General features: G+C 54.0%; 19 protein-coding genes and 2 pseudogenes. 11 read left to right on the plus strand and 10 right to left on the minus strand.

The features are described from left to right. Nucleotides 1-79: 79 nt before the first annotated feature. The gene (locus FH061_RS20760; RefSeq protein WP_151637752.1) at nucleotides 80-403 is read right to left on the minus strand and encodes a hypothetical protein; all 324 of its coding nucleotides are present in this window, start codon (nucleotides 401-403) and stop codon (nucleotides 80-82) included. A gap of 221 nt (nucleotides 404-624) precedes the next feature. After that, nucleotides 625-1,221, minus strand: coding sequence for a TetR/AcrR family transcriptional regulator (locus FH061_RS20765; RefSeq protein ID WP_192805170.1), 597 nt, complete (start codon nucleotides 1,219-1,221; stop codon nucleotides 625-627). A 397-nt stretch (nucleotides 1,222-1,618) separates the two neighbouring features. Between FH061_RS20765 and FH061_RS31800 the strand changes: the two genes are divergently transcribed. Beyond that, nucleotides 1,619-1,876: a chemotaxis protein CheW gene (locus FH061_RS31800; RefSeq protein ID WP_225984785.1), complete on the plus strand. Its 258-nt coding sequence runs from the start codon at nucleotides 1,619-1,621 to the stop codon at nucleotides 1,874-1,876. Nucleotides 1,877-1,963: 87 nt separating this feature from the next. On the opposite strand, the gene fabI is transcribed toward FH061_RS31800, so the two are convergent. Next, on the minus strand, nucleotides 1,964-2,722 hold the full coding sequence (gene fabI, locus FH061_RS31105) for an enoyl-ACP reductase FabI (RefSeq protein WP_225984786.1): 759 nt from the start codon (nucleotides 2,720-2,722) through the stop codon (nucleotides 1,964-1,966). 228 nt (nucleotides 2,723-2,950) lie between these two features. Further along, nucleotides 2,951-3,340: pseudogene (locus FH061_RS31110) on the minus strand (MaoC/PaaZ C-terminal domain-containing protein); the annotation flags it as partial. Nucleotides 3,341-3,473: 133 nt separating this feature from the next. On the opposite strand from FH061_RS31110, the gene FH061_RS20780 reads away from it, so the two are divergent. From FH061_RS20780 to FH061_RS20790, 3 genes are all read left to right on the plus strand, one after another. Beyond that, nucleotides 3,474-5,264: a PHA/PHB synthase family protein gene (locus tag FH061_RS20780; protein WP_225984774.1), complete on the plus strand. Its 1,791-nt coding sequence runs from the start codon at nucleotides 3,474-3,476 to the stop codon at nucleotides 5,262-5,264. Nucleotides 5,265-5,399: 135 nt separating this feature from the next. Beyond that, a complete protein-coding gene (locus FH061_RS20785) occupies nucleotides 5,400-8,228 on the plus strand; it encodes a cation-translocating P-type ATPase (protein WP_151637755.1) in 2,829 nt (942 codons plus the stop codon). Nucleotides 8,229-8,273: 45 nt separating this feature from the next. Then, nucleotides 8,274-9,143 (plus strand): DUF6920 family protein, encoded by an 870-nt coding sequence (locus FH061_RS20790; RefSeq protein WP_225984775.1) that lies wholly within the window; start codon nucleotides 8,274-8,276, stop codon nucleotides 9,141-9,143. Between the two features lie 133 nt (nucleotides 9,144-9,276). Here FH061_RS20790 and FH061_RS20795 read toward each other — a convergent pair whose 3' ends face one another. Together FH061_RS20795 and FH061_RS20800 are read right to left on the minus strand one after the other, a co-directional pair. Further along, nucleotides 9,277-10,131, minus strand: a complete 855-nt coding sequence (locus FH061_RS20795) for a universal stress protein (RefSeq protein WP_192805171.1) — start codon at nucleotides 10,129-10,131, stop codon at nucleotides 9,277-9,279. A 288-nt stretch (nucleotides 10,132-10,419) separates the two neighbouring features. Next, nucleotides 10,420-10,869, minus strand: a complete 450-nt coding sequence (locus tag FH061_RS20800) for a pyridoxamine 5'-phosphate oxidase family protein (protein WP_151637757.1) — start codon at nucleotides 10,867-10,869, stop codon at nucleotides 10,420-10,422. A 303-nt stretch (nucleotides 10,870-11,172) separates the two neighbouring features. Here FH061_RS20800 and FH061_RS20805 point away from each other — a divergent pair, with 303 nt between their 5' ends. From FH061_RS20805 to FH061_RS20815, 3 genes are all read left to right on the plus strand, one after another. Beyond that, nucleotides 11,173-12,018 (plus strand): universal stress protein, encoded by an 846-nt coding sequence (locus FH061_RS20805; protein WP_151637758.1) that lies wholly within the window; start codon nucleotides 11,173-11,175, stop codon nucleotides 12,016-12,018. Between the two features lie 72 nt (nucleotides 12,019-12,090). Further along, nucleotides 12,091-14,769 (plus strand): bifunctional acetate--CoA ligase family protein/GNAT family N-acetyltransferase, encoded by a 2,679-nt coding sequence (locus FH061_RS20810; protein ID WP_151637759.1) that lies wholly within the window; start codon nucleotides 12,091-12,093, stop codon nucleotides 14,767-14,769. Nucleotides 14,770-14,925: 156 nt separating this feature from the next. Then, nucleotides 14,926-15,366, plus strand: a complete 441-nt coding sequence (locus FH061_RS20815; RefSeq protein WP_151637760.1) for a universal stress protein — start codon at nucleotides 14,926-14,928, stop codon at nucleotides 15,364-15,366. A 296-nt stretch (nucleotides 15,367-15,662) separates the two neighbouring features. On the opposite strand, the gene FH061_RS20820 is transcribed toward FH061_RS20815, so the two are convergent. Beyond that, entirely contained in the window at nucleotides 15,663-16,022 is a 360-nt protein-coding gene (locus tag FH061_RS20820; protein ID WP_151637761.1) for a hypothetical protein, read from the minus strand. A gap of 2 nt (nucleotides 16,023-16,024) precedes the next feature. Continuing rightward, complete coding sequence (locus tag FH061_RS20825) at nucleotides 16,025-16,405, minus strand: TetR/AcrR family transcriptional regulator (RefSeq protein WP_151637762.1); 381 nt, start codon at nucleotides 16,403-16,405, stop codon at nucleotides 16,025-16,027. A 490-nt stretch (nucleotides 16,406-16,895) separates the two neighbouring features. On the opposite strand from FH061_RS20825, the gene FH061_RS20830 reads away from it, so the two are divergent. Beyond that, nucleotides 16,896-18,485 (plus strand): methyl-accepting chemotaxis protein, encoded by a 1,590-nt coding sequence (locus tag FH061_RS20830; RefSeq protein WP_151637763.1) that lies wholly within the window; start codon nucleotides 16,896-16,898, stop codon nucleotides 18,483-18,485. 430 nt (nucleotides 18,486-18,915) lie between these two features. Beyond that, nucleotides 18,916-19,269: a hypothetical protein gene (locus tag FH061_RS31115; RefSeq protein WP_225984788.1), complete on the plus strand. Its 354-nt coding sequence runs from the start codon at nucleotides 18,916-18,918 to the stop codon at nucleotides 19,267-19,269. Here FH061_RS31115 and FH061_RS31120 read toward each other — a convergent pair. Beyond that, nucleotides 19,230-19,442 (minus strand): annotated as a pseudogene (locus FH061_RS31120) (transposase); the annotation flags it as partial. The gene FH061_RS31115 and the pseudogene FH061_RS31120 overlap by 40 nt on opposite strands. Nucleotides 19,443-19,627: 185 nt before the next feature. Between FH061_RS31120 and FH061_RS20840 the strand changes: the two are divergent. Then, entirely contained in the window at nucleotides 19,628-19,858 is a 231-nt protein-coding gene (locus FH061_RS20840) for a response regulator (protein ID WP_151637765.1), read from the plus strand. Nucleotides 19,859-20,017: 159 nt separating this feature from the next. Here the strand turns inward: FH061_RS20840 and FH061_RS20845 are convergent, their stop codons facing one another. Further along, complete coding sequence (locus FH061_RS20845; protein WP_151637766.1) at nucleotides 20,018-22,660, minus strand: PAS domain-containing hybrid sensor histidine kinase/response regulator; 2,643 nt, start codon at nucleotides 22,658-22,660, stop codon at nucleotides 20,018-20,020. Between the two features lie 257 nt (nucleotides 22,661-22,917). Here FH061_RS20845 and FH061_RS20850 point away from each other — a divergent pair, with 257 nt between their 5' ends. Next, nucleotides 22,918-23,802: a YihY/virulence factor BrkB family protein gene (locus FH061_RS20850; RefSeq protein WP_151637767.1), complete on the plus strand. Its 885-nt coding sequence runs from the start codon at nucleotides 22,918-22,920 to the stop codon at nucleotides 23,800-23,802. The last annotated feature ends 202 nt before the right edge of the window (nucleotides 23,803-24,004 follow it).

Here is a 24,004-nt window from a genome sequence, read left to right on the forward strand (position 1 = left end):
CTTACGCATGGTGGAGGTTTCCTTTGTTGGTTGGTTTTGACTTCGACAATCAAATTGTCCAACAAAAACCTCTACCGCCTTACTCCCGCCTCAGTTCCCTGCCGTACACCACTTCCGACTTTAACTCATCGCGTATCCAATGAGAGCGTAGGCCAATCAATGAGAGATCAATGGTATTGACCGATGAGTTGACCTCTTCGGAGAATGCGAGGGTGAGATTCTCGAGTTCAGTCTTGCTTTCCGTCTCAGCAAGGTTGTATAGCTGGGATAACCCAATACCGATCGCGGCCCATAGACCGATGATGGCGATAAGCGTGAACAGGAATACCTGTTTGCTTAGTCCGAAACGTTTACGGATATCGACAAACCAATGTCGGTAGATGAATATATTATTCTTTTTCATTGAAGTTGCAGAAAGCCATTGACGCCTAGACCAAGCGTGAATAAGCCGGAACAACTTCATTGGATCGGATTCGTCGGGTTTCGGGACGATATCCCCAGTTGTGGAAATGTCGGCGGCTACAATTATTTATTGTTAATTATTGCATTGTATGGAGATCCAACGAGTCTTTCAAATTAAGTGGAGAGTTCAGCGGTAGAGCGACTGCGGCATTGGAGTCATGCTCACATGGTTGAACTAGCCGAGGGACGTCTTTTCAGAAAACTGACGGCCTCGAGTAGTACTTGCTCCGAAATGGGACTCCCTTTCGTCGCTCTCGAAATCACCAAGGCGCCTACAAGTGTCGCCAGAATCCCAAGGGCCGAATGCTCCTTTTCAGGATGTGAATGCTCAATACGTGTATTAAGCTCAGCGACAACAGCCTCTAAACCCGCCAGATATTCCATATGTAATTGTGCGTTCTCAGGCGCGCGAGCTACATCACTTGCCAATGCCGCAATGGGACAGCCATGCCCGGGATTGTCGCAGTGGCGTACCGAAAGATAGTTTTCGATGAACGTTGTGAGCGTATGACGCCCCTCTCCATCCAGCCAAGTCTTGCGTGCTTTCTCAACTTGACCATACGCGCCAGCACATGCTTCTGCGGCGAGTGCCGCTTTAGACGCGAAGTGCTTGTAAAAGCCCCCATGAGTCATTGATGCACCCTGCATTACCTCTGCCACGGTCACATTCTCGATCCCCTTTTCTCGAAAAAGGGATGACGCCTTCTCGACAATCCTCTGCCGGTTGCAATCTGCCGTAACTTTATTCGACTTCGGCACTTGTTTTCTCCTTTGCAACAATAATAGATGACTACCGACATATATTCAAGATCGAGCTAAAAAACGTTTTAGGTCGAACTGCCAACCAAATTGGTATAAATAATTTCGTTTTCCGTGTCCTTGTCCAAAAGACGGTCAGTTCAGCACTTGACGTTGTCACTATGGCATTCCTGACCTAGGTCAGTTTTTTCTTTTGGCTCATTGCTTTATATTTAACAAGTGAAGTATTGGCTTGTCGCTCTGACGCCACTTCGGGCTGGATGGCGCACCCGAGATCAACCTGAAAGCATCCTCAACCAGACAATCAGAGAAGAATGGACCCAGCAGTGCGGCAGCGGGAAAGATCGCGGAGGAGTTCGAGCCGGAACAGGAAGAAATAGAGGTTCTCTGGCAGTTCCTGGAATTTGGCAAACAGGATAACCATGGCACACAGTCACGTTCGATGTTGATATTGAAATTAAAGCGGCCTTATGGTGCTTTCATCGTTGATAAAGTCAAAGGATCGGTCGGGCTATCAGCGCAGGAAATCGAGGTCCTACGTGAAACGCATATTGATACCGGAAACCCAATCCATGGGATTTTCAATGCCGAATACGGACGCGTTTTAATTCTGGATGTTGAACGGTTCCTCATACCTCCTTTATCCCGCGCGTAACGAGACCTGCTTTATTGCGTCTGCCAGTTGAAAAACGCCTTTTGTATGTTTCCTCAAATAGCGAACTCAATACACATGGTCAGTGGGTCATCCGGCCATCACGTGCTGCCCTCCATCCACTGGTATCACAGTGCCAGTTACCATTTTCGCGCCGTCGCCGACCAAGTAAGCTGCCAGCGCGCCAACATCATCGATACTGGCCAGGCGCTTCTGTGGAGCCTGTGCCGCCGCTCGCTCCAGCAGTTCATCAAAACGATCAAGACCACTGGCGGCTCGCGTGTGCATCGGCCCAGGGGAAATTGCATGCACACGTATATCTTGCGGCCCCAATTCCGCCGCAAGGTAGCGTGTCGTGCTCTCAAGGGCAGCCTTGACCGGCCCCATTAGATTGTAGTGCTCGACAACCCGCTCCGAACCATAGAAGCTCACCGTCAGCAAGCAACCTCCCTGGTGCATCAACGGTTCGGCCAAGCGTGCAATGCGAATGAAGGAATGGCATGACACATCCATGGCCATTGCAAAGCCCGCTGCTGAGCAATCGGTGACACGGCCGTGCAAATCCTCCTTAGGTGCATAGGCAATCGAATGCAATACGAAGTCCAGCCTGCCCCATTCCCGTTCGATACGTTCGAACAGCGCTTCGAGTTGGCCAGGTATGCGCACATCACATGGTGCAGTAATGGCGCATCCAAGCCCTTCCGCCAACGGTGTCACAAAAGGCTTAGCCTTGTCATTTACGTAAGTCACTGCCAGTTCGGCACCGGCTGCCCGAACGGCGCGAGCACAGCCATAGGCAATGGAATGTTCATTCGCAATCCCGAGTATCAACCCGCGTCGACCGTGCAAGCTAAACGGCGCTCTAACCGAACTCTCAACAACCGGCGTCGGGGAAACCAGTCCTGCAAGAGGCGCTGTTGACGTGCGAGCTTTTTCGGAAGATGAAGGCGCTTTCCCCATTCCAAGCCGCTCCCGGTAACGATGGCGGTGTACAACCGATACTTCCGGCACCTCGATAACAGGCTGCCGCAGTTTCTCTGTTGGCGCAAGCACTTCTGCCGTGCCAGTGACAACGTCTTCACCTTGCTGATTGGTACAGCGGCAATCAAAGTAGATCGCCTTGCGGGCCGCGTCCTTTTCTTTGGCAGTCACCGTGACGGTGACGGTGTCACCGATCCCGACCGGACGCTTGAAACGTAAATCCTGCCCCAGGTAGATCGTCCCGGCGCCCGGCAATTTTGTCCCCAGCACTGCGGAGATCAGGGCGCCGGCCCACATGCCATGTCCGACCACCTTGTGAAAGCGATTTCCTGCCGCATAGACCGGATCAAGGTGGGCCGGATTGACATCACCAGATACTGCTGCAAACAGCTCAATGTCTTCCGGCAATAGCGTGCGTACGAGTTGCGCGTGGTCCCCAATGACAATCTCATCGAACGTTCGGTTCTCAACTACTCTGGAATTCATTCAAGTGTCCTGGCATTCATTAAGCGAGGCGACAGGATAAATTTCGCCATTCCTTATGTACTTGATCCAGGTCAGTTTTTTTGGGCAAACGTTTGTTTATCTTCGCCTCATCAGCTTCTCAAATACTTAGGCAATGGACCACGCTTTCCCGAACATGCTTCGCCATCCTGAACGGCTCGCCAGCGCCTGGCTTGGCGCCCCTTCCCGGGAGCCGCGCCAATATGATGATGGCAACAAGGATCTAGACCGGATTCTGATGGCATCGGTTGGCAGACTTACGGGCGGTATATCGCCGACTGCCCTATGGATCGCCTATGTTGACTGGATTACGCATCTTCAGCTGTCGCCATCCAAGCAGCAGGAATTATTGATTGACGGCTGGCACAAAATAGCAAGGTGGCACGGATATGCCTTTGATGCCTTACGTCACGCAAGTGCCGAGACCGCACCGTGTGTGGATCCGCTGCCTCAGGACAAGCGTTTTGCCGATTCAGCGTGGCAAAAGTATCCATTCAACTTGATGTACCAAGGCTTTCTGATGTCCCAGCAATGGTGGCATCGCGCGACAACAGGAATCAGCGGCGTATCAGAACATCATGAGGAGGTCGTGACGTTTGCTGCCCGTCAGTTGCTCGACATGTTGTCGCCGTCGAACTTTACTGGCACAAACCCCGTAGTGATGAATGCGGCAATCCGGAGCCAAGGCAGGAATTTCATTCGCGGCGCTGCCAATGCTGCCAGCGACTGGCTGCATGACTTTGCATCCGAACCGCGCGATCATGCATTCAAGGTCGGTGAGACACTCGCAACCACACCCGGCAAAGTCATCTTCCGAAACCGCTTGATTGAACTGATTCAGTACACGCCAGCCTCATCGACTGTCCATACGACTCCAGTTCTGATCGTGCCGGCGTGGATCATGAAATACTACATTCTCGACTTGTCACCGCATAATTCACTCGTACGCTATCTGGTGGAGCAAGGTCACACCGTATTCATGATCTCTTGGAAGAATCCGAACGCCGCAGATCGTGACCTGACCATGGAGGACTACCGTACATTGGGCATCATGGACGCCATCGAGACTATCTGCAATGCGACGCAGTCTCCCGCGCTCCATGCCGTCGGTTATTGTCTTGGCGGTACCCTGCTGTCGATTGCTGCAGCAACCATGGCACGTGATGGTGACAAGCGCCTGGCGAGCATGACCTTGTTCGCATCGCAAGTAGACTTCAAGGAACCAGGCGAGCTGTCACTGTTTATCGATGAAAGCCAGGTGGCATTGCTTGAAGCATTGATGTGGGAACAAGGATATCTCGACAGCCGCCAGATGGCCGGTGCGTTCCAGATGCTCCGGTCCAATGACCTTATCTGGTCGCGCAGGCTGAATCACTACCTGCTCGGCCTGCCGGAAAAGGTTACAGACCTGATGGCATGGAATATGGATACGACCCGCATGCCTTACCGGATGCATATCCAGTATCTGCGCGACCTGTTCCTTCACAACGATTTGGCCGAAGGCCGTTATAGCGTCAATGGACAGCCGATTGCACTTTCAGATATTCGCGTGCCGATCTTTTCGGTGGGCACGATCGCTGACCATGTCGCGCCATGGCGATCGACTTTCAAGATCCATCTGCTCACCGACACTGAAGTGACTTATTGCCTGACCAGCGGCGGACATAACGCCGGCGTGGTTTCGCCACCAGGTCATCCCAATCGGCAATACCAGATTTCCCGGCACATGCCTACCGATCCCTATATCAACCCCGAGGATTGGCATCGCATGACGCCATTGCAGGAAGGATCATGGTGGCCTGCGTGGGAAAGCTGGTTATCGAGCCATTCGCCAAACCGGAAAGAGCCACCCTCCATGCCCCCTGGCATAGCCGATGCACCGGGCACCTATGTCTTTCAGCGATAAAAATTCTGGGCTTGCCAGCCATACGCAGGCAACCATAAACAAGCGTCCACCGCGCGTCAGCGTGTCCGTTTCCATGCGACTTCGTTCAAGGCATCACGGGATCACGGCATTGACAAGATCGACCATAAAAGCGCGATGAAACAGTCTGTAAGCCTTGATAGCGCCTACGCGCTGGACAGCAGCCGCGTCGCCGCTGCTCTCGGGACAAATGTTCATGCAGGTTTGTCCTCGTCTGAAGCGTTACAGCGGCTTCGTGATGACGGACCCAACGCATTGCGCGCCGCGCCTCGTTCACCTGCCTGGCGCCAATTCCTGATGCACTTCCAGGACCCGCTGGTCTACCTCCTGGTCGCCGCTGCAGCCATTGGGTTGATTGCCTGGTTCATGGAAGGCCGCGCAGGCCTTCCCATTGATGCAATCGTCATTACAGCAATCATTGTCCTGAACGCCATCCTGGGTTATGCACAGGAAATCAAGGCGGAAAATGCTGTTGCCGCATTGACCAGCATGACGGCAGCCATGTCGTCGGCGCTACGTGATGGACAGCTAGTTCGCATACCAACGCACGAACTGGTCTGTGGCGACCTGCTCTCATTGAGTGAGGGCGATATTGTCGGCGCCGATGCACGCCTGGTGCAGGCAGCGGCATTGCGGGTACAGGAAGCCTCGTTGACCGGGGAAAGTGAAGCAGTACTCAAGGATACGGCGGTACTGCAGAATCCCGTCCCGCTTGCCGACCGCATGAACATGGTTTTCAAGGGAACCATAGTTGTCCAGGGCAATGGCCTGGCTATTGTGACCGCGACCGGAATGGCAACGGAGATCGGCGCCATCGCCAGTATGCTCGACCGTACTGTGGAGTCTCAGACACCGTTGCAAAAGGAAATCGGCAAGGTAGGCAAGATGCTAGGTGCGGTTGTGACGCTCATTGCTGCGCTCGTCGTGGCCACGGTGCTGTCCGTCACGCCAATTCACGGGATGGCTGAAATCGTCGAAGTGCTCTTGCTTGGCGTGTCTCTTGCGGTTGCCGCAGTGCCGGAAGGGCTTCCCGCAATCCTTTCGATTGTGCTTGCCCTGGGCGTTCAGCGCATGGCAAAGCAAAATGCGATCGTAAAAAAATTGTCGTCCGTGGAGGCACTGGGGGCGGCCACGGTGATTGCCTCAGACAAGACCGGTACGCTGACCCGGGCGGAAATGACAATCGAGCGTATTATCACAGCCTCAGGATCGACCCATGTCACCGGCATCGGTTATGCACCGGAAGGTAAAATCCTGCACTTGGGCGACCCGCTCCTACCAGGACCGCTGCACGCCGAGCATGTCCTTGTCCTGTGTGGCGGCAGCCTGGCTAGTAACGCCGAGCTTCGCAAAAACAACATCGGTCAATGGGAAATCCAGGGCGACCCGACCGAGGCGGCATTTCTGGTCGCTGAGGAGAAGCTCGGTGCTGCCTCACGGCGTAAGCGGCGTTTCGAGCGCATCGGTGAAATCCCGTTCTCCTCCGAACGCAAGCTGATGTCGACCCTGCAGGTCGATCATGAAGACAGCGACAACATTGTCATCATGACAAAAGGTGCGCCTGACGTACTGCTTCATCGATGCAGCAGGATCCGCATCGGCTCCGAAACCGTCTTGCTGGACGACGCCAGACGGCAACGCATCGCAGCCGACGTCGATAACCTCACCGACGCGGCTCTGCGTACCCTGGCAGTGGCCTACCGTCGTTTAAATCCGGGAGAAGAAGCGCATGCAGGCGAGGAATTGGAACAGGATCTGATCTATGCCGGTACGGTAGGCATCATTGATCCCGCGCGCGAAGAAGCCGCCTTGGCAATCCACGAAGCGCGCCAGGCCGGTATCCGAGTGGTGATGATTACTGGTGACCATCCACGGACCGCAGCGCGTATCGCGGCTGACCTTGGCATTACCACCGCTACGCTGCCAGCGTTGACAGGCTTGGAACTGGAAAAGATGGACCGGATTGCTTTTTCCAATGCGGTCAGATCGACATCCGTGTTCGCCCGGGTCGCTCCGGAGCATAAATTGCGGATCGTCGATGCGTTACAGGCCGATGGCAATATCGTCGCAATGACCGGTGACGGCGTCAACGATGCACCTGCATTGAAGTCAGCAGACATTGGCATCGCGATGGGGATCACCGGCACGGAGGTAACCAAGCAAGCGGCCCGAATGATCCTCGCTGATGACAATTTCGCGACAATCGTTCGCGCGGTGCGCGAGGGACGGCATATCTTCGACAACATCAGGAAGTTCTTGCGCTACCTGTTGTCTTCCAACATCGGAGAAGTATTAACGATCTTCCTCGGCGTGGTCATGGCAGATATGTTCGGGTTGTCCGATGCCGCCGGAGGGCTTGTGTTGCCGCTGCTGGCAACCCACATTCTGTGGATCAATCTGCTGACCGATTCTGGACCGGCCCTAGCGATGGGTATTGATCCAGAAACCGATGATGTCATGGCGCGCCCGCCGCGCCGACTGACCGACCGGATTATTGATGCACAGATGTGGGCGAGTGTCTTCCAGACCGGGATCGTGATGGCGCTTGTCACGCTGCTGACCATCGATTTTTATTTGCCCGGCGGTTTGATCGAAGGTTCGCGAGACCTCGACAATGCGCGCACTGCTGGCTTTACGGTGTTAGTGCTTGCCCAGCTTTACAACTGTTTCAATGCCAGATCGGACTTGACCAGCGCATTTCATCACTTGTTTGCCAACAAGTGGCTATGGGGCGCGATTGCCTTGTCGCTGCTGCTGCAGATTGCTGTCGTCCATGTCAGCATGCTCAACATGGCATTCAATACCACGCCGCTTAGCCTCGACCAATGGCTGTTCTGCGGTGGCGTCGCCAGTACGGTGTTATGGAGCAATGAACTCCGCAAGCTGGTGCGACGCACAAGTAAAAACCACTTGCTGAAGCCAATGAATGCAACATTCTCAAAGTAGGCATCTCTATCGAATAACTCAACGTCTTACTGTCTTGCTACCGCCATGAAAATACGAATCTCGACGGCATCGCTGATGACAGCGTCGCTCATTTTCGCCGGCATTGCTGTCGCAGCAGTCGGTATCGGGAAAATGGTATGGAATGCCGAAACTCGTGAACTGCGTGCCCGTCTTGATGCTGCACGGCGCCCAATAACATCAAAGACAGTTGACTTCAATACGCTCGCGGCTCTGCCGCTGCCGGTACATCGATTCTTTCGAGCCGTTCTTAAAGACGGCCAACCCATCGTGACAGGTGCCCATGTCAAACACCAAGGCATGTTCAATATGAGCGAGTCAGGTGAAAAATGGTATCCGTTCATCTCGGACCAGAGAGTAGTTACCCAACGACCGGGGTTTGACTGGGACGCCCGTATTGAAGTTATGCCGGGTTTGAACGTGCATGTGCACGATGCTTATGTGGCTGGTGATGGCATTCTTCACGCTTCGCTGCTTGGCTTGTTTACCGTTGCGCACCTGCATGGCAATAGCGAAGTGGCGAAAGGAGAACTCATGCGCTTTTTTGCAGAAGCGGCCTGGTATCCGACTGCGTTGCTGCCCAGCCAAGGAGTACGCTGGCATGCCGTAGATGAAAACTCAGCAGCGGCTACGCTTGAAGACGGCGACACCAAGCTGACCATGTTGTTTACCTTTACCGAGGCCGGATTGATCGATACTGTCCGTGCCGAGGCACGCGGTCGCGCTGTGGAAGGGACAATCATACCGACGCCCTGGCAAGGGCGATTCTGGAACTATACACAACGCGCAGGCATGACGATACCGCTTGACGGTGAAGTGATCTGGTTGCTGCCGGATGGTCCCAAGCCATACTGGCGTGGCCATATTGACGAAATTGTCTATGAGTTTGCCCAGTAAATGGACCTGTTGAATTCCTATGCAAAGATAAGTGCCATCCGGCAAAAGCCGCTAACCTAGAGCCGCATCTGACTTCTGTATAAGACGTTAGTGGCACGAGGTTGTTTCGGCCAAGGCAGCATCGACTGACCGGTTAGTGGGCTAACAGCACTGGAATCGTCATCTTCTCAAGCACAGTATGTGTCGCGCCGCCGCGCAGCATTTCCTGGAAGCGGGAATGGCCATAGCAGCCCATGATAAGCAAATCACTGTGCGCTGTATTGCAATATGCGAGCAGGGCCGCGCCAATATCGCCGTGCATATAATGGTCCTGGATTACATTTGCCTCGATCTCATGATGAGCGAAGTACCGAACAATATCGGCTCCTGCGACATCATTCTTTTCTGGCTGTTTTCTGCCATGGCACAGATTCAGTATGTCGACCTTGCCGGCCTGTTCCAGCAGCGGCAAGGCATGATGCACGGCCCGTGTGGCTTCGATGCTGCCATCCCATGCCAGACATGGGTTGGCGGCGAGTGCCGCGAGTTCATAGCCATAGGGAAGCACCAGGACGGGCCGTCCACTGTACACTGCAACATATTCGGGAAGATCGTCAGCCATTGCATTGGCAGGCTCATCCGGATCCAATTGAGTAAGAACCGTCAGATCGCTGTACTGGGCTTGCAAACTCAAGCCTCCAAGTTCTTCGTCTGCTACCAGCCTGCATTCAAAAGAATGGAGGCCGGCCGCCCTCGCGGTTTCTTCAAAGCAGGCCAGCGCCGACTCTGCCGACTTGTGCAGGCGACTGACTTCTTCCTGCAATGCATCCGTGCTTTGCCCCCCTTGTTCCCGGACCCGCTCTGAAAGACGCAGGTGGCGAGAGATTCCAGTGACCGCAACACCTACTATGTGGGTGTTCACGTTATTACGAGCCAAGGAGGCGGCACGTACACGTTGGACCATGTGACGTGAATGATCGACATGGACGAGGATGGTTTTATAAGACATTGAACATTCCATTAGGTGTGGAAAAGCCTCAGTCATGAAGCAAGTTCTATGCAGTAGACAAGACTGTTAGTCAGTAGCATCTGTGGTGCAGAATGCGGATACGACCGGCGTATTTCAACACCGCAGCGCAAACTAGCCAAATATAAGACCGATGCCTGCGAATTTCTTCCTCGGTGAGGCTATAAGAACGATGTCTCGACCGTAGCCCTCTCTTGGCGGCGCCCTACCCGATGCCACCAGACACATTCTTTGACCGGTGCCATCAAGGCATGAACGCTGGTTTCGAGATTAGACTTGCACCAGCTCGGTATGGCCAAACCCCTTCTGATAGTCAAGGACCGATAAGAACTGGGGTCGAATTTTTAGCAACAGTACATCGTTTGTTTGGTTAGACCGGGTCCATTCCAACAGTTGCGGGAAGCGTTTGATCATGCAGTCGGCTGCATGTTTAAGCTCCTGTGTGTCGTTGAGAAACTCCGCAGTGCCACTGATAGACAGGCCCTTGATTTCGTTCCATTCTTTGTACGGCGCGTTTATTGTCAGGGAAACCTTGTTGTTGCGACGCAGGTTATGTGCCTTCTGACTGTCCTTGCCAATGCCAACATAGATGTTCATGCCATCGTTTGCGTAGCTGACCGTAGTGGCCTGTGGATATCCGTCCGGCCTTATAGTGGCAAGCGTTAAGTCCTTGCCATGATTGATGATGTCCAGTATGAACTGCTCTGTTGATTTGTCCATGTCAACATCCTCCAGCGATTAAGGTGACGCCGATATCAATGCATATCGCACCGGCAGACCGACGTCACTATGCGACGCATGATGCGGGTATTACCTTGACTTGAGTCAAAAAATCCAGGCAGAGAGAAAAGGCCTTGCATGAATTTTGGAAGGCACATGGCACTTTGATCTGAATCAATCAAACTTTCAATCCACACTTCTACCATGGGCACGCCTGTTCTTTAACACTGGCCATCAAACGGCCAACTGTGCCGGAGACTCGGTTGTTTCCGTCTCTCCGTACCTCATCATGGGAGTCGCGATATGCCATACCGTACAATAGCCGTTCATGTCAATGCATCCCGCCATACCAGAGAGCGTATTGTGCTGGCTGCGCGGATAGCCGTCGAAAATGATGCGCATCTCATTGGTGTGGCGCCAACCGGTGTGCTGCCCATACTATATTCAGGGGGCATGGTTCCCGGCGCAGCGCCGGTGCTCGATGCATGCTTGACTTACATGAAGGAGCATGCAGAGAAAGCGCTGGCGGACTTCGAACAGATCGCCGACCGCAATAACGTCCGTTCCTTCGAGAAGCGGCTGATCGAAGATGAAGCGGGGGAAGCACTTTCCCTTCAGGCGCGCTATAGCGATCTCGTCATAGTCGGTCAATCGGACCCTGCAGAACCCTTGAGCAGCGAACGTAGTGATGTTGCTGAATACGTACTGCTCAATAGCGGGCGTCCGATACTCGTGGCGCCGTATGTCGATGACCATTCCAATTTCGGGTCGCGCGCAGTCATCGCATGGGATGGCAGTCTGGCTGCAGCACGGGCGGTCAACGGCGCTCTTCCACTGCTGAGGGCAACGCGCCAGGTACAAGTTGTACTCTTCAATCCGGAAATATCGTTGCGTGCACATGGAGAAGAACCAGGGGCTGATATCGCAGCCTACCTCGTACGCCATGGTATCAACGTCGATGTGTCCAGACAGAAGACCACACCAGATATCGATGTCGCCAATGCGTTACTGTCTCATGTGGCCGATTACGGCGCCGGCTTGATAGTCATGGGCGGGTATGGCCGTTCCCGCCTGAGTGAAATTCTGCTTGGGGGGACAACACGCACGGTGTTGCAGTCGATGACGGTACCCGTACTCATTTCGCATTGAGCGAGATACTGGTCGCATCACATCGGCGTAGATTTCCAACAGGCAGACGACATTCTCTCATCTGAGGCACGCATGACGGTTCGCAATCTGAATTATCTGTTTCATCCCAAGTCGGTCGCGATTATCGGTGCCTCCAGTAAGCCACGAGGCGTTGGTACGACTGTCCTGGAGAATGTCGTCCATGCCGGCTTTCACGGAGAAATCTATCCTGTCAATCCAAAATATGAAACGCTGTGCGGCCTGCGGACATACCCGGACGTTGCATCCCTGCCGTGCGTTCCCGATCTGGCAGTCATTTGTACGCCGCCGGCCAGTGTTCCAGAGTTAATTCACCAACTCGGCGAGCGTGGCACCCGTGCCGCCATTGTGCTCACCGCAGGATTGTCGACCCACCGGGACTGGCGAGGCAAGACGATGAAAGAGTTAATGCTGGCCGCCGCCAAGCCATATCTATTGCGCATTTTGGGGCCTAACTGTGTCGGCATGCTGGTGCCTGCCATTGGCCTCAATGCCAGCTTTGCTCATATTGATGCCGCTCCTGGCAAGATCGCGTTCGTTTCCCAATCCGGAGCCATGGTCACTGGCGTACTCGACTGGGCCAAGTCGCGTAACATCGGCTTTTCAAAGTTTATTTCCCTTGGCGATAGTGCCGATGTGGATTTCGGCGACGTCATCGACTACCTGGCAAGTGACCCCGATACGCAAGCCATTTTGCTGTACATTGAAGCGGTCAGTTCAGCACGCAAATTCATGTCGGCCGCCCGTGCTGCTGCGCGCAGCAAGCCGACTCTCGTCATCAAGGCCGGCCGGGTAGCTGAAGGTGCGAAAGCAGCGACGTCCCACACAGGCGCACTAGCTGGCGCTGACGACGTCTACGACGCGGCTATCCGGCGTGCGGGCATGCTGCGAGTCTACTCGACCGAAGAATTGTTCGACGCGGTAGAAACTCTCGCCCGATTGCGTCCGCTATGCGGCGAGCGACTGGCAATTCTGACCAATGGGGGCGGTCCGGGCGTGATGGCAACTGATACGCTTATCTCGTCCGGTGGCAAGCTCGCGCCCCTTTCTGCTGCGACGTTGGACCGTCTTAATGGCGTTTTACCAGACAATTGGTCCAAGGCTAATCCGATCGATATCGTGGGCGATGCACCACCTGAGCGGTATGCCCAAACCCTGCAGATCCTTCTAGGCGACAAGAATGTCGATGCAATTCTATTTATTCATGCTCCGACAGCAATTGTGCCAAGCCTGGAAATTGCAGCGATACTTGCTCCAATCGTCCAGCAGTCGCATCGTAATCTGTTGGCATGCTGGCTGGGTGGCGACTCTGTAGCGGCCGCACGGCGCACCTTCGCAGACATCGGCGTCCCGACTTACGATACTCCTGAAAAGGCAGTTGGCGGCTTCATGCAGATGGTCCGCTATCAGAGAAACCAGCAACTGCTAATGGAAGTACCGTCCGCCATATCGCAGGCGCACCTTGGAGATAAAAAAACTGCACGCGCAATTATTGATCAAGTAATAGCCGATGGCCGGGAATTGCTTTCGGAATGGGAAGCCAAACAGGTATTGGCAGCTTATGGCGTTCCAATCGTGGAAACGCGCAGGGTGACGGATCCTGTTGCTGCCGGACGCGAAGCACGAGACATTGGCTTTCCAGTTGCCCTGAAAATCCTCTCTCCGGATATCACTCATAAGTCCGATGTAGGCGGTGTCGTGCTCGATCTGGAAAGCGCAGAGGCAGTTACAGCGGCTGCAGAGAGGATGCATGCACGACTCTGCGAACTGTACCCGGATGCGCGCCTGGCAGGCTTCACGGTACAGGCGATGGCAAGACGGCCGGAAGGACGGGAACTCATTGTGGGAGTTGCGACTGACCCGGTGTTCGGACCTGTCATATTGTTCGGCCAAGGCGGCATTGCCGTCGAAGTCACGGCCGACCGTGCAATTGCATTGCCGCCCCTTAACGGTGTGTTGGCCCGCGAACTGATTTCGCGTACGCGCATTGCGCGGCTTCTTGGTGGATACCGAAATCGTCGTCCAGCTGATATCGAAGCGATCAGCCGCACACTGGTGCAGGTATCCGACATGGTGATCGACCTGCCGGAACTGCGGGAACTCGATATCAATCCGCTGTTCGCGGACGCCGATGGCGTGATTGCGCTTGACGCGCGTATCTGCGTGAGGCCGATAAAAGGTGATGGATTGGAGCGACTGGCCATTCGTCCCTATCCGGCAGATCTGGAAGAATGGGTTCAGTGGCGAGGGTCTGATCTGTTGTTGCGTCCGATCCGCCCAGAGGATGGCGCCGCACACGTGGCTTTTTTCAATGCCCTGGATCCAGAAGATGTGCGCTACCGAATGTTCATCCGCATGCGTGAGCTATCACCTTCACAGCTGGCTCGACTGACACAGATCGACTACGACCGGGAAATGGCGTTCATAGCCACGCGCCGGCTTGCCACTGGCGCATGGGAAACCCTCGGTGTTGCCCGTGTCGTCGCCGATCCAGACAACGTGGAAGCAGAATTTGCTGTGATTGTCCGTTCCGATCTCAAGGGGCAAGGACTTGGCTATGCACTAATGAAGAAACTGATTGCATATTGCACCAGCCGCGGTACGCAGCGTGTTGTTGGCGAGGCGCTCAGTTATAACCATGGAATCCTCAATATGGCTAGCACCCTTGGGTTTGAAATTTCGCCCTCGGCAGAGAGTGGAACAATGTTTATGAAGCTGGAATTGAGACCGTAATAAACCAGAGCGCCCTATCTACATAGGTGAGGCAAACGATGGCGGTGAGATGATGGATTGTGTCTTTACAGATCAGATTTCTCCAACCTAAGACATGGATCTGCACGGACGGTATGGGATCAAGAATTCCTTTTTGCTATATAGGAGGCAGTAATCATGTTCAAATCTATTCTCGTTCCGACCGATGGGTCGCCATTGGCCGAGAAGACCTTCGCTCCTGCGATTGAAGCAGCCAAGACGAATAATGGAAGAATTGTTGGAATTTCGGTAGCGCATCCCTTTGTGTATCCGCGTCCATCAGAAGGAATGGACATCCCCAATTACAGGAAAGAGTATGAGCACGATGCGTTGCGTCTTGCAAAACAACATGTCCAGCGCCTTGCCGACGAGGCGAAGAAACAAGGTGTGCAATGCGAAACTACAACGCCATGCTCTGTAGACCCTGCTGGAGAGATCGTCGCAGCAGCAGAACGCTATGGCTGCGATGTCATTTTTATTGCTTCTCATGGACGAAGGGGCATAAGTAAACTTTTGCTAGGCAGTGAGACCCAGCGTGTACTGGCAGACTCACCAGTGCCCATCCTTGTCTTCCGCTAGACGGCTCGAGAGAACATGTATGAAACCCAGGAAATTGGTATCGAGTAAGCATAATGTTAGAAGAATACCCAGATAATTCCCGGAACGGATGGACCAGGCGTTCCGGCCATAATGTCTAGGTTTTGACCGTATGAATGGCCCCACCGGCGTTCGAGTTTCTCTGAACGAGCGCTTTCTTACATCAGTCCGGACACCGCTGCTTACCTAGTCAACTTCAGGGGTCGACCCGGGACAGCATCCAGCAACTCTTTGCCGACACTTGAACCTTGCATTAGTCCTATATTCTGCTCCGGAAGCTAGTGGCGGCTGACGACAGCAGCGTTGATTCGCGCTGCCTCGGCGCGCGCGTCCAGCACTCCGATCACCAAGCGGGCCCAGTCATTACCGGCCAGTTCAATCACGATGGTCTGCAACTTGCGCGAGGTATAGACGAACTGTTTGTCGCCCCCTTTGATGAAGGTGCCGGCGGCGATCAGGCCCGGGAAGTAGGTGCCCGGAATGCGCAGGCCTAGCGCTCTGCCACCGAAGCCATTGTCTTCGGTAGCGCCGCGAACATGCGCAAGCGGCACGCGAAAGCTCCGCCGCAGCGACCAGATCGATTCCCACGCTGTCAGGTGGACGACAAGTTCTCGGGCGGTTAATTCGAGTCGAGGCATCGCTACTCCTTGTTGAGTTCGTGTGCAGGCAAGTGATCTAGCAGACGCGAGCCGAGCAGTTCGGCGGCGCCTTCTCCATAGGCATGCAGGACGTCGCGGCAAAGGGCGGCGATCTGCAGGTCTGTTTGCGCCAGTTCGCGCAGAGCGGTAATTAGGAGGTCGAGCACGGCCGGCTCACGGTACCATTCGCCGACCAAGACCCGGTTCAGCACCTTTTCGAATAGACCGCGTTTGGAACCGAATGCCTTGTACAGACTGCCTCGCTGTAGCGCCGTTGCCTCCACCAGGTCATCGACCGAGCAGGCGTTGTAGCCAAGGCGCCCGAAAACCTCTGCCGCGCGGGCGATAACAACGTCTTCATCGAACGTCCTTGGCCTAGCCATGCGCAACCCATCTATCAGTTATGGAACGACTGTTCAATAACGCCATTATGCGAGTTTTGGAACGTCTGGTCAATAACGTTTCGATTGAGTAGTTTCGACTCAAGTGAAAATACGTGTGTTGAAAGTTCAGTTATGGCAGCGCCCTGCTCTAGCCATGGGTCTTTCCAACGGGGCTTTAAAGCACCTTACCAGCACATTCGCCCTATAGTAGGGAATAACGGGATACGCTAAAGGTTTAAATTCGCGCTCATAGATAGCGGGCTCCTGCGGTCTAGAGACTCTTCCAATCCTCTTCTTAAATAAACCAACACATACCGGCAAGAAGAGAAAACGTAGCGTTGCCGCAACTCTCAAATAACGCCTGGGTAATTTTGACATAGATCAAAGTTTCCTTGGTGCAACATCTATGTAATAGCCGCATCACTGCACGACAACTGCAGACTGGCGACACATCTTTTCAAGCTGGTTTGATGCATGAAAGAGAGCGACAATGCGAAAAAATTTCCCCGTCAATGGCAGCGAATACGTACTGCAAGACGATCGTCCGATTGTCTCCAAAACTGATCTCAAGGGCCGCATAACCTATGTCAATCCCTACTTTGTCGAAGTCAGCGGCTTCAGCGAAGACGAATTGATAGGAGCACCGCACAATATTGTTAGACATCCAGACATGCCTGAGGCCGCCTTTGGCGATTTGTGGAAAACGCTCAAGGCCGGGGAGATATGGAGCGCACCTGTCAAAAATCGGCGGAAGGATGGCGGATACTATTGGGTGATCGCCCATGTCACACCAATCACCGAAAGAAGGCAAATTGTTGGCTACATGTCCGTGCGCACCAAGCCAGCAGGACACCAGATCGATGCCGCCGTAGCTGCATACGCGAATATCAATCAAGGTAACCACAGCACGCTTACCTTAGCTCAAGGCCGCTTGATCCGGAAATCGGCTCTTGCAACATTACTGCGCGGTGACTACCTCTCCTTACGGCTACGGCTTGCATTGGCATCGCTGCCACAGGTGATGGTCGCTGCATATACCCTTTTACATCTTCTGTTTAGTACTATCGCCCTGCCCCAATGGTTGTCGTATGCCTCGGTAGCAGGTGGAATGCTTAACCTTGCACTCTACGTGTACATAAACCGCGTTGTTGTGCTGCCGATGTCGGAGGCAACCTGCCTGGCGAAGTCCTTCGCCGGCGGAGACTTGACACAACGAGACATCCCTCACCACATTGGCGAAGGCGGGAAACTGCTAAGAGCTTTGAGTCAGATGCATGTCAACCTGCTTGCTGCAATCGGCGACATCCGCGACAACGTCACTTCCATCAACCGGGCTACTGGAGAAATCGCCGCAGGCAACATGGATCTTTCAGGGCGTACCGAAACCCAGGCGGCAAGCTTGGAAGAAACGGCATCGAGCATGGAGCAATTCGCCGCAACAGTCAGCCAGAATGCGAATAATGCGCAGCATGCCAGCCTGTTGGCGGGAGAGGCTCGTGCCATCGCACGTCGCGGCGATGCTGCCGTTGCTGACGTGGGCACGACCATGAATGCCATTTCGGATTCCGCCAAACGGGTTGCTGAAATCACCAGCACCATCGACGCTATTGCGTTTCAAACGAATATCCTGGCATTGAACGCAGCGGTCGAGGCAGCCCGTGCGGGAGATTCCGGTCGCGGCTTCGCAGTGGTAGCTGCCGAGGTGCGTGGGCTTGCACAACGTTCGGCTTCGGCCGCGAGAGAGATCAAACACCTGATTGACGACTCGGTCGAAAAGGTAAGCGCAGGCCGTAGCTTGGTCACTGACGCCAGATCCACCATGAATCAAGTTGTTGAAGCCGTCTCGCGCATGTCAAGTGTAGTGGATGAAATTGCTGCGGCAAGCAGTGAACAGGCGTTGGGGGTGCAGCAGGTCAATACCGCCGTTGGTCACATGGATGAAGTAACCCAGCAGAATGCGGCGCTAGTCGAACAAGCTGCGGCAGCGTCAGGCACATTGCATGAACAAGCCAAGCACCTCAGCCAGGCAGTAGCAATTTTTACTATTGGAGCTTCTGCGCCCCTAGCAATGACACGATAGTTATAGCCTGCGTAATTGCCATAATGTCTATTTGGTTCCATGGCTGGCTCGAGCAGCGCCTGTATGCGCCTCCAACCGCTACTTTCTTACTTAGATCTGGACACTGGAGTGCAGTCGGATAATTTCAGGAGGGTAGCCATTGCGGGACTTCGTCTGCTCTGTTGGAACTGCCTAAATTCGTTGTTCGGTTGAATCCTGCATGAGTACTGTATGGCGAGGCTATTGCTCACTTTCGAGGACGACGGCGTTGTGCACTCCTGATTTAGAATGAGAATGTCATGAAGACGTTGACCGAGGATCCGAAAGCTACCAAGACCGGGAAATTAAGGAGGCCGCCCGCACAAGGTGCTGCAGCCGTGATGCAGTTGCTGAGTGCGTTTACTTGCCCCTACACGTGATGGCGGAAGGCCGCAAGCAGAGTATCCCCAGCTTGCTGCATGACATAACCGGCCTGTCGAAAGCGCGCATCGCCAATGGCAACCTAGACGCAGTCCGACCGTCCACACAGAAGAGAATTTACGAGTATCAGCAGCTGTGGCTGCAAGACCAGCTTACAGATGCGGAAGCTCTCGCATATGCCCGCAACCAAATTGCGACGGCACCACAAACACGATCTGGGATGCACGCCTCTTTGACCAGATGGATGCGCCAGCTTGAACTTCTGCCAGAGCTTCCATTGCCCATTAGCAAGGCGGTGGCATTAACCCTCGACGAACTGCTGGAGGCTCTGCTCGCGGCACCGGCAGGCAACATGCGCCATTCACATCCGGAACGTACCACGTAACGAATGGCATTGAGCACTTCGCGCAGGTCCGTGATGCGGCGGCGGCCGGTTCTCGCTGGTGACGGTAACAATGGCTCAATGGCTTGCCATTCCTGATCGCTCAGATCGCTTGGATAGCTCTTGACTTTGCGCTCGCGCTCGGCCTGTCCGGCCCACTGCGGTTCTGTCCACATGGTAATTCTCCGTGCACTTCCACCACTTCAAATTACCAACTTGCTCCTCCTTCGACCCGTTTTCAAACAGGCCCTGAGGCGGCGCGCATACAGAGAAGATAGCGCCAGTCAGAAAAGCTTTAGGAACCTTCGGATAGCGATCTTGAACCTGGATTTTTTCACGATGACTCCTCGCAAGATTATTCGTGGAAGACGATCCACTCGTACGCGAAGCGGTGGTCCCGGCGCTGCGTGCGGCCGGCTTCGAGGTCGTAGTGGCCAAGAATGCGGAGCAGGCAGTGCACATTATCGAGTCCAGTACGCATATTAACCGCCTGTTTTCGGATGTCGTGATGCCCGGACCGATCTCGGGCGTGGATCTGGCTCGTTTCTTGAACGCTCGCTGTTCAGACGTGCCGGTGCTGCTTGCTAGCTAAGCCCTATCGGATCGAGGATGCACTCAGTGCACTGGCCGGCCGCTAATTATTAATTAGTTGTTTGTTTGGCTTTACGGCCATAATGTTGCGATTACCCGCCAAGGTCCTGCGAGCGCACGAATGCCCAAGACGCAGAGACGATACCGTTGGATTTTTCAGTTAATGCCTTTTCCTGCCCTCGTCAAGCTGTCCAATCAGCGTTATCAACTCTGATGCGTTCACTGGCTTCACAAGATGGTAGTCAAACCCGGCGTCGAGAGACGCTCGTCGGTCATGTTCCTGTCCATAGCCGGTAATAGCGATCAGCCAGATTTGTTTCGTCTCCGGGTGCTGCCTTAGTTGCCGTGCCAGTTCATTGCCGTCCATCTCCGGCAATCCTATATCAAGCATGCATAAGTCGGGCTTTTCTACTTTCGCTCGCATCAACGCCTGTTTCGAACCATATTCCGTCGCGACTTCATGTCCTGCGGCTTGGAGGTAAAGCGATTGCATCTGCGCTGCATCCATATTGTCGTCCACCACCAGAATGCGCAGTTTCCTCTTTGTCTGCAGACCATCTGCTTGATTTTGATAGAAGCTATTTTTCCTATCGTCTTTCAAAGCAACTCGCGGCAAACGAATAGTAAAAACACTGCCAAGGCCCGCACCCGCGCTTGCGCAAGTGATTGTTCCATGGTGGAGCTCAACCAGGCTTTTCACTAATGCCAAGCCAAGGCCAAGACCGCCTTGGGAGCGATCAGGCGACCGCTCAGCCTGGATGAATAAGTCAAAGATATGTGGTTGCAGCTCGGGCGCAATGCCAATCCCGTTGTCGACAACGCTCAGCAGAACGCTTCCATCCTGCACATCCATACGCAGCTGAAGCGTGCCTTCGTCTGGAGTGTATTTGGCGGCATTGTTGAGCAGGTTGGTCAGGATCTGCACCAGTCGCTTCTCGTCGCCGAGAACGATCGCAGGTTCCGGGGCGAGTTCCATGCTCAAGTGATGACGCTTGGTTCGAATCAGCGGCCCTACCTGTTCGACCGCATCATAAATGACACGTTTGACACTCAGCTCTCTTTTTTCCAAGGCGACGAGGCCTCGAGTCACTCTGGATACGTCCATCAAATCGTCGATCATTCCAGTCATATGCTGGACTTGACGATTGATGATCTCGCTGGTTTGCTTTAGCTGGCCGGCATCGGGCTGGATCATCCCCATCAGGGCCGCGGCGGCGCTGATGGGCGCCAACGGGTTCCTGAGTTCATGGGCCAGCATTGCCAGAAATTCGTCTTTGCGGCGATTCTGCTCCTGTAATGCAAATTCAGCGTTCTTTCGGTCAGTGATATCAACCAGGGTACCTACCACCCGGACCGCAACATGATCGTCGTTACGATAGATGTTGCCCCAGTTTGAAACCCAGCGAATGCTTCCATCTGGCCGCACTATTCGAAAGTCGCGTGCAAACACATCCTTGTCCTGTAACGCCTCCTCAATGATGTGCCATAGCTCTGGCAGATCGTCTGGATGCACCGTCCTTTTGAAATCCTCCGCTGTTCCGCCGAAGTCGTCTGGCGACAAGCCATGGATGTCATAAACCTGCCTGGACCAGTCCACCTTGCCGGCAACCATGTCCCAATCCCAAATGCCGACTTTGCCCCCTTCCGTTGCCAGCTTGAGTCGCTCCTGGCTAGCCTCTAGCTCTGTTGCCGCTAGCTTTACTTCGTGAATATCAGTATTCGTGCCAATCCATTCGCGCACGGAGTTATCCGCGTTGAGCACTGGCACCGCACGTACGGCAGTCCACCGGTATTCGCCATCGACTCGACGGACTCGATATTCCACCTCGCAAATTTTGCGCTCTATCAGACATTGTTGCCATATCGGCATGATGCGCTGGGTATCTTCAGGATGTAGCGCGCTTGTCCAACCGAATCCTTTCCATTCGTCGTAGGATTGACCGGTGTATGCCCGCCAGGAAGGAGAGTCGGCAAAGATCTCTCCATTCGGTTCGGCGCGCCATACCATCTGTGCAGAAGCGGTCACCAAGGTGCGGTAGCGCTCTTCGCTTTGCCGGAGTGCGGCCTCTGCCAATCGCTTGTCGTGAATATCGGTTGAGGTCCCGTACCAACGTATCACATTGCCGGTCATGGGATCATGATATGGCTCGCCCCTGACAAGAAACCAGCGGTACTGCCCGGCTGCAGAACGAATGCGATGCTCAATCAGGTAGGTCTTGCCATCACGCTTTGCATTCTCCCATGCGGTCATCGTTGACGCATGATCTTCCGGATGGACGTAGTCTGCGCTGACCTGTCCTGCATCCTCTAATTCGTGTCGATTCCCGGTATAGTCGTACCACTGCTGGTTGAAGAATTGAACATTTCCTTCCGCATCTGTGATCCATACGATTTGTGGAATGGCGTTGGCCATGGTCCGGAAATGAACCTCGCTCTCGCGCAAACGCTCGCCAGCCAGCACCCTTGTCGTCGCATCTCGGAAGTAGACGGAAATACCTTGCGGTACTGGGTTACAGTGAACTTCGTACCATCTCTGGTGCTCGGGGTAAAAGAAGGTCACAGACTCGTTCGTCTTCTCGGCTGCGACCTTACGGTAAGTCTTTTCGAGGTCAGTGCCAATGAGAAGCGGATATTCGTCCCAAATAGTCTTGCCGAGTAATTCCTGAGGTTGCCGATCAAGAAGTTCGCTGGCCCGGCGGTTGACGTAGGCAAAACGCCACTCCCTATCCAGAAAGTAGAACGCATCAGTGATGCTGTTAAGGATTGCCTCGGCATTGCCAATTGCAGTCTCGATGTTTTGCATTTCAAGGCACTCAGGGGAAATGATGCTGGTAAGGTTGAGTACGATTGTCTCAGGTTCGAACGACAGCGTTGCGCAACGTTGTCGGAAATCATCTTGAAGCTGAAACGACGCTTGCAGTAGTATATTGACAATATTGGTCTGATGCTTATTGTCAAGCACCGTACAGTGGTAGCGACTGGACAGTATTCTGCATCGTTACTGGCTTGCAATAGCTTCTTTCGCACCTAAGGGTTGGGTTTGCCGATGATCAGTCTCCTATGCCACTTTTCGTTTCCCATGATCTGACCATCAGTCAGATGCTGCGGTCCGCAGTTCGGCAGTTTGCTGCGCATGATTCGGCAAGTTATGCCGCCGCGGTGACATACCATGTGCTTTTTTCCACTCTTCCGTTTCTCATCGTCTTTATTGCCTTACTCGGCTTCCTTGAAATATCGGATTTGTTTGATTGGATGAGAAGGCGCTCCGAATCATTTTTTCTCCAACAGACAATCCCCCAGATAAACGGTGTGCTTGACCAGCTGCAGCAACGTCGCGTTGGAATCCTCTCTTTTGCTGCCGGTCTTGCCGTGTGGGCGGCGTCCTCCGGCATGCGAGCCATGATGAACGCATTAAATATCGTGTACGGCGTATCGGAACGGCGCTCGATACTAAAACGATATGTGCTGTCTATCGCCTATACACTGGTAGTCGGACTGATGCTGTCCATCGCCATCACCTTGATGATTGTCAGTGGACAAGCAATGCAGGTCATTGCCCAATACATCGGTTTCGAACGCAGCATTGCCATCCTTTGGGCATGGTGGTTACGTTGGCCAGCAGTCATCCTCCTGTTGACGGCGACAGTGGCCATCGTCTATGGAATCTGCCCAGACGTTGAGCAACGCTTTCGTTTCGTCACACCAGGGGCATTCCTGGCAGTCATCGCGTGGATTGGCGTGTCACTGCTTCTTAACTTTTATCTGCAGCACGTCAGGCTCATTGATGAAGTCTACGGAAATGTTGGAACTATCATTGTCTTACTGTGGTACGTCTTCCTATCCTCGGTTGTCGTGCTCTTTGGAGCTGAGGTGAATGCCGTCATTGAACAATATGCGCCGAGTGGGAAGAATCTGGGCGAAAGGAAGATGAATGAACGGGTGTAGCTAAGCGGGGACGCTTTGGGTCACTCCAAATCGTGTCGACCACGGCACTTGAAGCCGCTGGAGAAAGCATGATGAATGGACACTGACGAAGAAAAGCAATGGACGTTGCGCTCTCTCGACTCAAGGATGATCAAGCTGGCATGATCGTCTTGCGGGACGGGCAGCATCGCGAAGCCGTTTGGGTGCCGCACATTCAACGCTG

Origin of the sequence: Noviherbaspirillum aerium (genome assembly GCF_008929045.1) — a bacterium.
In the GTDB taxonomy this organism is placed as follows: Bacteria; Pseudomonadota; Gammaproteobacteria; order Burkholderiales; family Burkholderiaceae_D; genus Noviherbaspirillum; species Noviherbaspirillum aerium.